Genomic DNA, 13,935 nt, shown 5'->3' with positions numbered 1-13,935 from the left:
CGCGTGGGCGCCACTCCCCAATGCTGCGTGCCCGAGACGGCCCGCGGGAACGGTCACGTCCTCGCCTATTCGATGTCCCAGTCCGCTGCATTCCACGACTGGTCATGGGGGCTCCAGACGTTCACCTGATACCCCTTGACGTTGCTGCGGGTCAGGTGGATCTCGGCCCGGTCATAGAGGTAGATGTGAGGCAGCTCGGCAGCGATCTGCTCGCAGGCGATCTGGTAGTTCTCCTTGCGCACGGCCGGATCCGGGCTGGCGCCGGCCCGGTCGATGGCCTCGCTGGCGATGTCGTTGACCCAACGGCTGTAGTTGAAGCCGTTGCCGCCGTTGGCTTCGGTCGGCATCTTATCCTTGTGGAAATAGCCGTCCATCTGGGAGTGGGGGTCGATGCTGTCGCTGGTGGTGTACATCAAGACGTCGAACTGGCCATGCTTGCGGAAGGCGCCGCTGGCCCAACTGCCAAAGAGCTCCGAGCTGGGCACGTTTTCGATGTAGAATTCGATGCCGATGTCGGCCATCATCTCCAGGATGAGCTGCTGGGATTCCTCCCGCAGCTGGTTGCCGGAGGTGGTCTGGTACTTCAGGCGCAGGGGTGTCCCTTCCTCCGCATACAGACAGCCATGGCATTCTCGGATGCCGTCGCCGTCCTGGTCAATGAAGCCCGCTTCTTCCAACAGCGCCCGGGCCTTGTCCGGGTTGTATTCAGACGGTGGGATGTCGCACTTGGCCCAGCCCAGGCTCAGCTCGCTGACACCCACGGTCGTGGCGCCGTAGAGGAGCTCGTCCACGATGAACTGCTTGTCGATGCCATACTGGATAGCCTGGCGTACCCGCAGGTCCCCCAACAGCGGATGGGGGTTGTTGAGGGGATCGTCGGTGGCGTCCAGGGTAGGATCGGCCAGGTTCAGCACCAGCCGCTCTGTGCCCGGCCCCGGCGCGGAGTTGACCGTGATGTCCGGGTTGTCTCGGAATTCGGGCACATCCGCTTCGGTCAGATCCCAGAGGAAATGGATTTCCCCGGAGGTGATCAGCGCCTTGCCCACCTCCCGGCTGGGGATGATGCGCACGATCAGCTTGTCCAGGTGGGGCTTATCCGGCTGGCCCCGGTAGTTCTCGTTGGCCACGAAGACCAGGCTGTCGCCGGAAGTCCAGCTTTCCAGCTTGAAGGGACCGGTACCGATGGGATTCCAGTTGAACTCCCACTCCTGCATCTGGGCGGGATCGCCGGTGGCGTGGCGGGGCAGGACGAAGGTGAAAATGTCCTTGAAGGGGGCGTAGAACTCGCTGAACTGGACCACCGCGGTGTGGTCGTCCTCACAGGTGATGGAGGCAATCTTGTCAAAGCCGGTGGTGTTCACAGCACCACTGTCCGGGTTGACCGCCACTTCCCAGGTGAAGAGCACGTCGTCGCAGGTGAAGGGCTCCCCGTCGGACCAGACCACGTCCTCCAGCAGGTTATAGCGAACGGTGAGGCCATCCTCCGACACCAGGCCATTTTCAACCGAGGGCACTTCTTTGGCCAGGACCGGGTAATACTCGCCGTCGGGATCCACGTCGACCAATCCCTCCTCCACAAAGCCGGCCACCAGGTTTGCGGCCGTCTGGGTGCGGATCAGGGGGTTCAACAGCTCAGGTTCCTGGTATAGCCCCAAAATGAGCACTTTCTCGCCGCTGGCCGTCTGGGCCGCCGGCGCTGACCCTTCTGCGGAAGCCGGGGCTGCCTGTTCGCCTTGCTCCGCCGGCGCTGCCTGTTGCGCGGGGGCTGAACAGCCCGCCAGGACAAGCAGCAGCAGCGTGGCTGCAGCAGCCACCAACAGCCGTATGTTGACTTTGTTCACAATGACAACCTCCTTCATAGATGGGAAATGGAAAGGTCGGTAGCAGGTTGATCCTTCGAAAGCCGAGGCCCGATCCTTGCAAGCCTGGTGCGGATCGGTCCTAGAAGGCAAGGAAAAACAGGCAAGACAAACGTTTGAGCAAATGAAACGCCCCTTAGTCCGGCCTGGCCTCGTCAATACCACGGGGCAATACCACGGCAGAAATTTGGCGGTACTCCCCCTGCTGGAAGCCTCCGGCGAATTTCTGCTGGGAAGTGCCCGCAAAAAACACCTCGAATCCCCATGGGGGGCAGCGGGAAATATCTCCTGGTTGCAAGAGTCCTACACGTCGATGGTACAGCCCGATGCGTCAAAGGGTGCTTGAATTTCGAGAGGCTGCGATGTGTAACGCCCACGGGGTGGGCTTTCTGACGCGGGCTGAGAGCGCCCTGAAGTGGCCAGAAGTATACTGGAATGCCTGGAGCGTGTCAACCAGCCCGGGATAGCTCAAAAATCCGGAAGGGCGGCGCGCGTTTCAGCGGATAGGCCCAGCCGGCTTCCCGGTGCTGGGTAGTTCCGGGCTGGGCAAAGGGAAAGGCCGCCCTGGGGCGGCCCTTCTGGTAGCGTGTATACACGTCTGCCTGATATCGGGCGGCGCAGGTGCACCAGGCCCGGCTCAGGAGGATGGCGGCTAGATGTCCAGCCGGGCCTGGTTGGCGTGGGTCTGGATGAAACGCCGTCGGGGGGGTACGCTGCTGCCCATGAGCATGTCGAAGGTCCGGTCCGCCTCGGCTGCATCTTCGATGCTCACCTGGAGCAGGGTCCGGTTCTCGGGATTCATGGTGGTTTCCCAGAGCTGCTCTTCGTTCATCTCGCCCAGGCCCTTATAGCGCTGGTCGATGCGCACGTTCTCTTCGCCCAGCTCCTGGCGCAATTGCTCCAGGGCCTTGTCATCGTAGACGTACTCGCTGCTGCGCTTACGTTTGCCGTTCTCCGTGCGGGTCACCGTCACCCGGTAGAGGGGTGGCTGCGCGATGTAGAGGTGTCCCTTGTCGATGAGCTCCTCCATGTAACGGAAGAAGAAGGTAAGCAACAGGGTGCGGATGTGGGCGCCGTCGACGTCGGCGTCGGTCATTAAAATAATACGATGATATCGCAGGCCGGACAGGTCGAAGTTTTCGCCAATGTTGGTGCCCAGGGCCGTGATCAGGGCCTGGATCTCTTTGTTGGCCAGGGCTTTGTCCAGGCTGGTCTTTTCGATGTTCAGGATCTTCCCCCGCAAGGGCAAAATGGCCTGGAAGCGTCGATCCCGCCCCTGTTTAGCCGTGCCGCCGGCGCTGTCCCCCTCTACAATGTAGAGTTCACACTCCTTGGGATCCCGGCTGGAACAATCGGCCAGCTTGCCCGGCAGGGTGAGGCTCTCCAGCGCGCTCTTGCGGATCACCAGGTCCCGGGCTTTGCGCGCTGCCTCCCGGGCCCGATAGGCGGTACGGGCCTTCTCCACGATCTGGCGGGCGTCCCGAGGGTTCTCTTCCATCCACTGGCCCATGGCCTCGGCCACCGCCTGCTCCACGTGGTAGCGCACCTCATTATTGAGGAGTTTCAGCTTGTTCTGCCCCTCAAACTGGGGCTCCAACACCTTCACGCTGACAATGGCGGTCATGCCCTGGCGGGTGTCGTCGCCGGTGAAGTTGGGATCGTTGTCCTTGAGCAACCCCTGCTTGCGGGCATAGTCGTTGATCATCCGGGTCACCGCGGTGCGCAGACCAGTCAGGTGACTGCCGCCGTCCGGGGTGTTGATGGTATTGGCAAAGGCGAAGACCGACTCGGCGAAACCGTCGGTGTACTGGATGGCCGCCTCCACATGGGTGGACTCCACCTCCATGTCCACGTAGATGGGCGAATGCAGGACGTTGCGGTTCTTGTTGAGGTAGCGGACGAAGGACTTCACGCCCCCTTCGAAGTAGAAGTTGATCTCCCGGGGTTGTTCCGGCCGCTCGTCCACAAAGGAAATGTCCACGCCCCGGGTGAGGAAGGCCATCTCCCGGAAGCGGGTGGCCAGGGTATTCCAGTTGTACTCCAGTACCTGGAAGATGGTGTCATCCCGCAGGAAGGTCTGGATGGTACCCGTGTCCGACGGGTCGCACTCGCCGATCACCTCCACTTCGGTGACGGGAACGCCCCGTTCGAAGCGCTGACGATAGATCTTGCCGTCCCGCTTGACCACCGTCTCCATCCAGGTGCTCAAGGCATTGACCGCGCTGACGCCCACGCCGTGGAGGCCGCCCGAGACCTTGTACCCGCCGCCGCCAAACTTACCGCCGGCATGGAGCTTGGTCATCACCACGGTAACCGCGGGCAACCCGGTCTGCTTCTGGATGTCCACCGGGATGCCGGCGCCGTTGTCCTCCACGGTGACGCTCTCGTCTTTATGAATCGTAATGCGGATGCGGTCACAGCGGCCCTGCATGGCCTCGTCGATGGCGTTGTCCACCACCTCGTATACCATGTGGTGAAGGGCCTTGGCATCGGTGCCGCCGATGTACATGCCAGGGCGGCGGCGGACAGCTTCCAGCCCTTCCAGGACCTGGATCTGATCTGCACTGTAGACGTAGTCTTGTTTGCGTTGATTGGCCACAAAATCCTCCATATACGGTCAACAACGGGCTCTCAGGCGAGGCGCTCCCCGCCCTGGGATGCCCATCGGCCTGTTGCTCTCCGGCGGGTTCTTCTCCCGCTCAGAGTTCTCCCAGGCCCCCGTTGGCCTGGTTGCCCTCCAGGGTGTGCAACACCCGGGTCCGGTAAAACACCAGCAGCGCCATGGTCAAACCGCTGCCGATGTAGGCGTTGATACCAATGGCCGCCACCGTCCCCAACGGGGGGTAGGTGGCGATTCGACTCATGATCAGGGCAAAGCCCAGGGTAATCAGGTTGGTCAGAAAGACGAACCCCAGGGTCGCCCAGAAATTCCGGCGCACCAACAAAAAGCTGCGCATGATGGCCACGTGCAGGGGCAGGTTGTCCATGACCAGCCCGACGGTGACGAAGTACAGGTAGAAAAACAGCACCATGATCATGCCACTGAACAGCAACATGACCAGGGATCCCAGCGCCGGGCTCAGGAGGGTCAGGATGGCGGTGCCCATCAACATGGGGATGGCGGCAGTACCCAGGCCCACCGCCACCACCAACACGTAGGCCACCACCCGCCCCCACTGACGCAGGGCCACCTTGAACAACTCCGGGGGGGAAAGCCACTTGGGCGTGCTTCCCAGGGGCAGCCGCCTGGCCAGCAGGTTGATGTAGATCACCCCGATCAACAGGCCCAACAACCCCAGGATACCGGCATACCCGGCTGCGGCCCAGGGGTTGTCCACCTCAACCACCCTGGCACCTGGCAGCGGCCCCAGGGCCACCAGCAGGCTGGGCACGTGGAGCAACGAACTGCTGACCAACAGGTCCAGCAGGTTGGAGTTGCGGCCGATCTCTCCCAACAGGGTAGCCGCCTGGCCGGCCATCTGGGCCATGTCCGGCGGCATCCCTTCCATGGAAGCCGCGCGGCCATAGAAATCGGCCACCTGAATGAAGAGCGGGTTGATGCTCAGGCGAGGGGCAAGCCACAACAATAAGTCCAACAAAACCGGCAACAGCAACAATTCCAAACGACGCCCCAGAAACCGATAGCCGGCTGACAAACTGTCGATAACGCCCAAAGCAATCCACCTCAAAAGGGTTCGATGAAGCTCACGGTTGATTTCGAGATTGGGTCCGCGCGGATCCCTCCGCGATCTCCCGCCTGCCAGCGGGGGTGCCATCCCATGCCACCCCTGCTGTGGCCAGGCCAAACAGTTTCTTAAACCTATCGAATTTTACCATATTTGCCTCGAAAAGGGAATTTGGACAACCTACCGGTTGGAACAATTGTTCGCCTCGTAGCCAAACCCCCTTTCCCCCCATTTTGGGCTCCCGACGAAAAGGGCATTCTTCAACGCAAAGGCGCCACGACGCCAAGGATTTTCAGATAGCAATCGGGTAAAATCTGTGTTCATTTGGGCAATCTGTGGCTCCTGCGATGGACTCATTTTTGTTTTCAGGCCCAATTGACGGCGAACCCGAGGTTCGTTACAATCAGGCCAATTCCCTGGATGGCCGGGGCATTGGCGCAGAGGGTACCTCTTCCAGGCTGGTGTCACGCCTGGCCGGCTACTGTTTGCGGCCCAGGGGAACCGGAAGCCAGGAGACTACGTTAGTCCCCCCGGGCAATGTGCAGACGCCCGCCGCGGCTGCCAGCCGGGGCGGCTCAACCCAGTCGCCTTGGGCCCCACAACGGCGGAAAGACGTCTGCCCGAGACGCCTGATCAAAACGTCCGTCCGTCAGGGGATGCCCTCCTCGGGGGCCATACAAGACCCGCCAAGGACAACGACTGAAGTGTCCTTGACGTTCCCCCTATGGAGCGCGCGCCCGTCCATCAACAGAGGTATTCAACATGACTTCGTTTATCATCGAGGGAGGACATCCAATCCAGGGGACCGTCCGCCCCAGTGGCAACAAAAATGCAGCCCTGCCCCTGCTGGCCAGCTGCCTGCTCACCGACGAACCGGTGACGCTCCACAATGTGCCCCAGATCGGGGACGTGGAAACCATGCTCCAGATCCTCGCCGGCCTGGGCGTGGAGATCCACCGCCAGGGCCACAGCGTCACCCTCTGCGCCCGGGGCGTGGACCGTACGCAGCCCGACGCCCATCTGTTCGGCCAGATCCGGGGCTCCCTGACCTTGATGGGGCCCCTGCTGGCCCGCCACGGCCATTTCGCTGTGGGCAAATCGGCCGGCGGCGATGACATCGGCCGGCGGCGCATCGATACCCACCTGCAGGTCTTCCAGGCCCTGGGCGCGCAGCTCTGCCACAACGGCAGGTTCGAGCTGCGGGCCGACCGGGGCCTGACCGGTCAGGACATCCTGCTGGATGAAGCCTCTGTCACCGCGACAGAGAACGGCATCATGGCCGCCGCCCTGGCCCGGGGCACCACCATCCTGCGCAACGCCGCCAGCGAGCCCCACGTCCAGGACCTCTGCCACCTGCTGGTGGCCATGGGCTGCCCCATCGAGGGCATCGGCAGCAACACCCTCACCATCCACGGTCAGGAGCGGCTGCGGGGCGGCGAGATCCACATCAGCCCGGACTTCGTGGAGATCGGCAGCTACATCGGCCTGGGCGCCATCACCGAAGGCGAGCTGCGCATCCAGGGTGTCGTGCCAGAACACCTGCGCATGGTGGAAATGGTCTTCGCCCACCGCCTGGGCGTCCAGATGCACCTGGAGCACGACCCCACCGCTCCGCCCCACGAGGCCACCACCCTGGTGGTGGAGGACGGGCAGGAGCTGCGCATCACGCCTGACTTCGGCGGAGCCGTGCCCAAGATCGACGATGCACCCTGGCCGGCCTTCCCCCCCGACTTGATGAGCATCGCCCTGGTGGTAGCCACCCAGGCCCAGGGCACCGTGATCATCCACGAGAAGATGTACGAGAGCCGGCTCTATTTTGTGGACAAGCTCATCGCCATGGGGGCCCAGATCATCCTCTGCGACCCCCATCGCGCGGTGGTGGTGGGTCCCAGCCGGCTGGTGGGCCAGACGGTCACCAGCCCGGACATTCGCGCCGGCATGGCCCTGGTGCTGGCAGCCCTGGCCGCCCAGGGAGTCACCACCATCGGCAACGTCCAGCAGATCGACCGGGGCTACCAGCGCATCGACGAGACCCTGCGCAGCCTGGGCGCCCACATCCAGCGGGTGGAATAGGAGCCGGCGCCCCAATCCGCCCACCCTTACCTGAAAGCAGAAGGAGTTCACCATGGCCGCAATCGACGTCGCAGCCGTCCAGGCTGCCACCGCCTCCCACCAGGACGACATCATCACCTTCTTGCGGGAGCTGGTCGCCATCCCCTCCATGGATTCCCAGATCCGAGAAGTAGGGCTGCGGGCCCAGACGGAGATGAAGAAGCTGGGTTTTGACCAGGTCTGGTTCGACTCCATGGGCAACACCGTGGGGCGCATTGGCAACGGTCCCCGCAAACTCCTCTACGACAGCCATATCGACACTGTGGGCATCGGCGATCCCGCCGAATGGGCCTGGGATCCCTTCATCGGCAAGTTGGAAAATGGCCGGCTCTACGCCCGGGGGGCCTGTGACGAAAAAGGCAGCACGCCGGGCATGATCTACGGCCTGGCTATTGCCCACCGGCTGGGCCTGCTGGAGGGCTGGACGGCCTACTACTTCGGCAACATGGAGGAGTGGTGCGATGGCATTGCCTGCCACGCGCTGGTGGAGCATGAGGGGCTGCGGCCAGACTTTGTGGTCATCGGCGAGCCCACCAACATGCAGATCTACCGGGGGCACAAGGGCCGGGTAGAGATGAAGGTGGTGGCCAAAGGCAAAAGTGCCCACGCCGCCAGCAATCACCTGGGCGACAACGCCATCTACAAAGTGCTGCCCATCATCGACGGCATCAGCAAGCTGGAGCCCCAACTGGGCGATCATCCCTTCCTGGGCCACGGCAAGATCACCGTCACGGACATCCATGTGGAGACACCCAGCATCAACGCAGTGCCCAACCAGTGCACTGTCTACATCGACCGCCGCCTTACCTTTGGCGAGAGCGCCGAAGCCGCGCTGGACCAGGTACGCGCCCTGATTCCGCCGGAACACCGGCAAAAAGGGGATGTGTGGGTGGAGATGCTGCGCTACGAAGAGCCCAGCTACACCGGCTTCGTCTTCCCGGTGGACAAGTACTTCCCCGCCTGGGCGTTGGAGGAGTCCCATCCCCTGGTGCAGGCCGGCCTGGAGACGGCCCAACGGATCGGCCTGCCGGCCCATACCCCCGGCAAGTGGAATTTCAGCACCAACGGCATCTACTGGATGGGCAAGGCCGGCATCCCGTCCATCGGCTTTGGCCCCGGCGAAGAAGAGACGGCCCACACCGTCCAGGACAGTGTCCTGCTGGCGGACGTGGTCAAGGCCACCGAATTTTACGCGCTGCTTCCGGCCATCCTGGCGGCACACACCCGGCCATAACCGGCCTGTCGCCGGGGATGGACCAGTTCCCTTTCAGGAGACCTTCCCGGCCATGACGCCTTCCCAGAACGACGCCACGCCCCTGGCTGTGATTGCCATCGGCGGCAATTCCCTGATCAAAGACCGCAGCCAGCCACAAGTTCACCACCAGTGGGATGCGGTGCGGGAGACGGCAGGTCACATCGCCAACATGATCCAGGCGGGCTGGCGGGCCGTGATCACCCACGGCAACGGCCCCCAGGTGGGCTTCATCCTGCGGCGCAACGAGCTGGCCATGCACGAAGTACACACCACCCCCCTGGACGTCATCGTGGCCGACACCCAGGGCAGCATCGGCTACATGTTGCAACAGGCCCTGAACAATGAATTCTATCAGCGTGGGATTGAGCGCCAGTGCGTCACCATTGTGACCCAGGTCCGGGTGGATGCCAACGACCCCGCCTTCCAGCATCCCACCAAGCCCATCGGTGGCTTTCTGGACGAGGCAGCCGCGGCCCGCTTCGCCGCGGAGGGCTGGCCCGTGATAGAGGATGCAGGCCGGGGCTGGCGCCGGGTGGTAGCGTCGCCCAAGCCCCAGGAGATCATCGAGATCGAGGCCATTCGCCAGGCCGTGGCGGCCGGCTGGATCGTCATCGCCGTGGGGGGTGGTGGCATCCCGGTGGCCCGCAACCGACGGGGCGAGCTCCGGGGCGTCCCCGCCGTGATCGACAAGGACCTGGCCAGCGGCCTGCTGGCCAGCCAGCTCCAGGCCGACCTGTTCCTGATCAGCACCGGCGTGGAAAAGGTCATGCTCTACTTCGGCCAGCCCCAGGAACGCCCCCTGGATCGCATGAACCGGGAGGAGGCCCGCCGCTACCTGGCCGAAGGGCACTTTGCCCCCGGCAGTATGCGCCCCAAGATTGAAGCTTGCCTCGCCTTTCTAGACCAGGCCCCCCACTCCGACGCCTACGCCCTGATTACCAATCCGGAAAACCTGGAGCGGGCCCTGCACGGGGAGACCGGGACACGGCTGGTGCGGTGAAACCGGCAAAGCACGCTCCACACTAACGGCCCGTTAACCTGGTGTCCTTCGTCCGTTAACATGCCGGTGCCAGAATAGAAAACCGGGGCAGCGAAAAGGGATAACACATCCGCCCCAACCGTTGACGCCCCGTCTGGGGTCATGTATACTAAATTCAGTCGGTCCCAGCGAAATTCGCCTGGGGCGTCCATCGAGAATGGGACCTCGCCCGTACAACCGGATAGCGAGACATAGACGCAGACGGCGGAGAAAGGGGTTACCAGGCAGTGGCAGCACTATCGGCGACGGAGATTCGCGCCCGCCGGAGACGCCGCATCGACTGGCGGGAACAGCTGACCGGCTACCTCTTCATCTTTCCAGCGTTTTTCCTGGTAGCCTTCTTCGGCATCTTTCCCATCGGCTATGCCTTTTACATGAGCCTGCGCCGCTGGCGGGTGGTAGACCGGGGCTTTGTTGGCCTGGCCAACTACGAGAAAGCCATCGGCGACTGGATGGGGGGCCTGCTGTTTGTGGTGGGTCTGCTGTTGATCATCGGCGCCTACTACGTCTGGGTGCTGGCCTTTGAGTCCCAAAACAACCGGGGACTGGCGGGTAAAGCGACCGTTGCCCTGATCCTGTTGGGCAGCGGCGTTTTTATTAACCTGGGTTGGAGCCGCATGATGGCCGCCGGGGATCCCGCCTTCCTGGAGTCCCTGCCCATCACCCTGTACTACGCGGTGGGTTCTGTGCCCGTGCAATTAGCCATTGCCCTGGTGCTGGCCTACATTCTGTTCCAGAAAATTCGAGGGCAGGAATTTTTCCGCATGATCTTCTTCCTCCCCTACATCACGCCCGTGATCGCCACCGCGCTGGTCTTTCGCACCATCTTCAGCCCCCGGCCCACCTCGTTGGCTAACCGTTTCCTGGAGATAGTGGGGATTGAAGCCCAGCGATGGCTCTTTGAGCCGAAGCCGGTGCTGCAGTTGATCTTCGGGGATACCCTGTTGGGGTGGAAGCTCCAGGGCTTCTGGGCGGGCCCGAGCCTGGCCCTGGTCTCGATTATCCTCTTCGGCATCTGGACCTATGTGGGCTACAACACGGTCATCTTCCTGGCTGGCCTGGGCAATATTCCCAGCACCCTCTACGAAGCGGCCGAGATCGACGGCGCCAACCAGTGGCAACTTTTCCGCTATATCACCGTACCCCTGCTTTCGCCGGTGACCTTCTACCTGTCGCTGGTGGGCTTCATCGGCACGTTCAAAGCCTTCAACCACATCTACGTGCTCCAGGTGCCATCCGCCCAAAACACGGTCCAGACCACCAGCGTCGCCATTTTCAACACCTTCTTTAAGGCCAGCCAATTCGGCTATGCCACAGCCGAAGCCATGCTGCTTTTCGCCATCATCCTGTTCCTAACCTTTGTGCAGACCAAGATCTTCGGCGAAAGGGTGTTCTATGGCTAAGATCATCCAGCCCCTGGAGACCAGTGCGCCCCGCCCGATGGCTGCCGCACCGCGGAAAGCATCCACCGTCCAGACGACGCCCATCCGAGCGGTCATGTACCTGATCCTGCTCCTTGGGATGGCGGTGGCCATGTTGCCCTTCTTCTGGATGATCTCGGCTTCTCTGATGACCTACGGCGAAACCGCGACCCGACGCTGGTGGCCGGAAGTGCCCCAGTTCGTCAACTATGTGGAGGCGTGGAACGAAGCCAAGTTCTACAAATACTTCACCAACAGCGTGGTGATCACCGCCACCACCCTGGCCGGTCAGCTCACCACGTCCATCCTGGCGGCCTACGCCTTTGCCCGTATCAAGTTTTGGGGGCGGGATTTCCTGTTTGGGGTACTGTTGAGTACCATGATGATCCCCAGCATGGTCACCATGATCCCCAACTTTCTGATCATCCGGGGCGGACTGGTTCCGCTGCCTACCCTGGACGGCAGCGGCTCCTGGCTGAACACCCTGCAGGGCATCACCGTCCCCTACATGGCCAGCGTCTTCAGCATCTTCCTGCTGCGCCAGTTCTTCGCCCAGATCCCTTGGGAGCTGTGGGATGCAGCCCGCATGGACGGCGCCAGTCACCTCCGCTTCCTGGTACAGATTGTGCTGCCCATCAGCAAGGCGCCCATCTTCACCGTCACGATCTTCGGCTTCATCGGCGCCTGGAATGATTTCCTCTGGCCCTTGCTGGTAACGACCCGGGACACCTGGCGCCCCCTCATGGTGGGGCTGTGGACCCTCCAGTCGGAGGCGGGGCCTGAAACGCAACTCATCATGGCCGCTTCGGTGATCACCATCCTGCCCATCCTGCTGCTCTACTTCCTGACCCAACGCCAGTTTACTGAAGGGATCGCCACTTCTGGCCTCAAGGGATAGGCCCATCTTTCCCGTGGACGCGGCCACCGCTTCCCACAGAACCATCCAGGTTTACGTCGGAGCGATGCGCCCAAAAGAACGACATCACCACCGGTCCGGAAATTTCGGGCCGGGTTCATCAGGCCTGATTGATACCTGCGCCACCCATCGTGTACCGTCCGTGGATTCCAGCTCGCAGAGCTGCTATCCGAAAATTTCAACCAGAGAAAACAAGGAGTAAACATATGTTCCACAAACGAACCTGGCTCTTTGCCCTGCTCATCATCACCGCGCTCCTTCTGGCCGCCTGCCCGGCTGCCCAGCCGGCTGCCCAGACAGGCGGCGAAAGCGCGGCCGAAGCTCCGGCCCAGGAGGCCGCAGCGCCAGCCCAGGAGGGGGCCGGCGAGGCGACCGCCGAGGTGGATTGGGAGAACGTGGATCCCAGCGGCCAGACGGTCACCTTCTGGTACCAACACACCCAGGAACGGGAAGAGGCCCTGCAGCAGATCATCGCCGACTTCAACGAGACCAACGAGTGGGGTATCACCGTGGTGGGTGAGTACCAGGGCGGCTACGGCGATATCTTCAACAAGATGCTGAATGTCTTGAACACCAGCGAAGCGCCCAACCTGGTGGTGGCCTACCAGAACCAGGCAGCGACCTACCAGCTGGCCAACGGCCTCATCGACATGAATCCGCTGGTCAACAGCCCGAAGTGGGGGCTGAGTGAAGAGGAGCAGGCGGACTTCTTCCCCGGCTTCTTCAATTCCGACATCTTCCCCAGCTTCGGCAACCAGCGCCTGGGCTTCCCACCCAACCGCTCCATGGAAGTGATGTACTACAACCTGGACTGGCTACAGGAACTGGGCTTTGACGGTCCGCCCCAGACTCCTGAGGAGTTCAAGGAAGCCGCCTGCCGTGCCGTGGAACAGCCCTTCAGCAAGGGCGTGGGGGATGCTCCCAGCATGGGCTATCAGCTCAGCGTGGATGCTTCCCGCTTTGCCAGCTGGACCTTTGCCTTCGGCGGCGACATCTTCGACTATGAGAACAACCGCTTCACCTACGACAGCGAGGCGGCCCAGGCGGCCATGACCTTCCTCCAGGGCCTCTTCAACGAGGGCTGCGCCACCCTGGTAGCCGAGCAGTACGGCGACCAGACGGACTTCGGCAACGGCCGCCTGCTCTTCACCGTGGGCTCCAGCTCCGGCCTGCCCTTCTACCGCAGCGTGGTGGACGAGGGCGCCCAGTTCAACTGGAGCGTCGGCCCCCTGCCCCACACCACCCCGGACCCGGTCATGAACATCTACGGCGCCAGCGTCAGCATCCCCCGCACCACCCATGAGCAGGAGCTGGCAGCCTGGCTCTTTGTGAAGTACTACACCAGCCCCGAGGTCCAGGCCACCTGGGCCAAGGCCAGCAACTACTTCCCCGTGCGCCAGAGCGTGGCCGAGTCCATGGCCGACTACTTCGAAGCGGAGCCGGCCTACAAGGCAGCCTTCGACCTGCTGCCCTACGGCGTCTCGGAGCCGCCGGTGCCCGGCTATGACTTCGTGCGCGACATGATCGAGCAAAAGATGGCTGCCATCATGGACGGCGCCGATGTGGCTGCCACCCTGGCCGAGGCCAACGAAGAGGCCAACGCCATCCTGGCCGAACAGATGGAAGGCCTGCAGCAGTAGGGGACAC

The 13,935-nt window shown here is 62.6% G+C and carries 9 protein-coding genes; 6 read left to right on the top strand and 3 right to left on the bottom strand.

Features of this window, described 5'->3' with window-relative positions; translation table 11 throughout:
* Positions 1-65: 65 nt before the first annotated feature.
* The 3 genes from FKZ61_RS15695 to FKZ61_RS15685 all read right to left on the bottom strand — a co-directional run bounded on the left by FKZ61_RS15695 (position 66) and on the right by FKZ61_RS15685 (position 5,482).
* Complete coding sequence (locus FKZ61_RS15695) at positions 66-1,841, bottom strand: peptide ABC transporter substrate-binding protein (protein ID WP_170199811.1); 1,776 nt, start codon at positions 1,839-1,841, stop codon at positions 66-68.
* A gap of 670 nt (positions 1,842-2,511) precedes the next feature.
* On the bottom strand, positions 2,512-4,470 hold the full coding sequence (gene gyrB / locus FKZ61_RS15690) for a DNA topoisomerase (ATP-hydrolyzing) subunit B (protein ID WP_141611076.1): 1,959 nt from the start codon (positions 4,468-4,470) through the stop codon (positions 2,512-2,514).
* Positions 4,471-4,558: 88 nt separating this feature from the next.
* Complete coding sequence (locus FKZ61_RS15685; RefSeq protein WP_141611075.1) at positions 4,559-5,482, bottom strand: hypothetical protein; 924 nt, start codon at positions 5,480-5,482, stop codon at positions 4,559-4,561.
* An 825-nt stretch (positions 5,483-6,307) separates the two neighbouring features.
* Here FKZ61_RS15685 and murA point away from each other — a divergent pair.
* The 6 genes from murA to FKZ61_RS15655 all read left to right on the top strand — a co-directional run bounded on the left by murA (position 6,308) and on the right by FKZ61_RS15655 (position 13,928).
* On the top strand, positions 6,308-7,618 hold the full coding sequence (gene murA, locus FKZ61_RS15680) for a UDP-N-acetylglucosamine 1-carboxyvinyltransferase (protein ID WP_141611074.1): 1,311 nt from the start codon (positions 6,308-6,310) through the stop codon (positions 7,616-7,618).
* A 52-nt stretch (positions 7,619-7,670) separates the two neighbouring features.
* Entirely contained in the window at positions 7,671-8,891 is a 1,221-nt protein-coding gene (locus tag FKZ61_RS15675; protein ID WP_141611073.1) for a YgeY family selenium metabolism-linked hydrolase, read from the top strand.
* Positions 8,892-8,943: 52 nt separating this feature from the next.
* The gene (gene arcC, locus FKZ61_RS15670; RefSeq protein WP_141611072.1) at positions 8,944-9,912 is read left to right on the top strand and encodes a carbamate kinase; all 969 of its coding nucleotides are present in this window, start codon (positions 8,944-8,946) and stop codon (positions 9,910-9,912) included.
* A 266-nt stretch (positions 9,913-10,178) separates the two neighbouring features.
* Positions 10,179-11,354 carry a carbohydrate ABC transporter permease gene (locus FKZ61_RS15665; RefSeq protein WP_141611071.1) on the top strand — a complete coding sequence of 392 codons (1,176 nt, stop codon included), beginning with the start codon at positions 10,179-10,181 and terminating at the stop codon, positions 11,352-11,354.
* Positions 11,347-12,270, top strand: a complete 924-nt coding sequence (locus FKZ61_RS15660; protein ID WP_141611070.1) for a carbohydrate ABC transporter permease — start codon at positions 11,347-11,349, stop codon at positions 12,268-12,270. The genes FKZ61_RS15665 and FKZ61_RS15660 overlap by 8 nt, the downstream gene beginning before the upstream one ends.
* Positions 12,271-12,494: 224 nt before the next feature.
* Positions 12,495-13,928: an ABC transporter substrate-binding protein gene (locus FKZ61_RS15655; protein ID WP_141611069.1), complete on the top strand. Its 1,434-nt coding sequence runs from the start codon at positions 12,495-12,497 to the stop codon at positions 13,926-13,928.
* Positions 13,929-13,935 lie beyond the last annotated feature (7 nt).

The organism is Litorilinea aerophila (assembly GCF_006569185.2).
In the GTDB taxonomy this organism is placed as follows: Bacteria; Chloroflexota; Anaerolineae; order Caldilineales; family Caldilineaceae; genus Litorilinea; species Litorilinea aerophila.
Note: the sequence above shows the minus strand (reverse complement) of the source record. Positions and strands in the feature narration are given on the sequence as shown.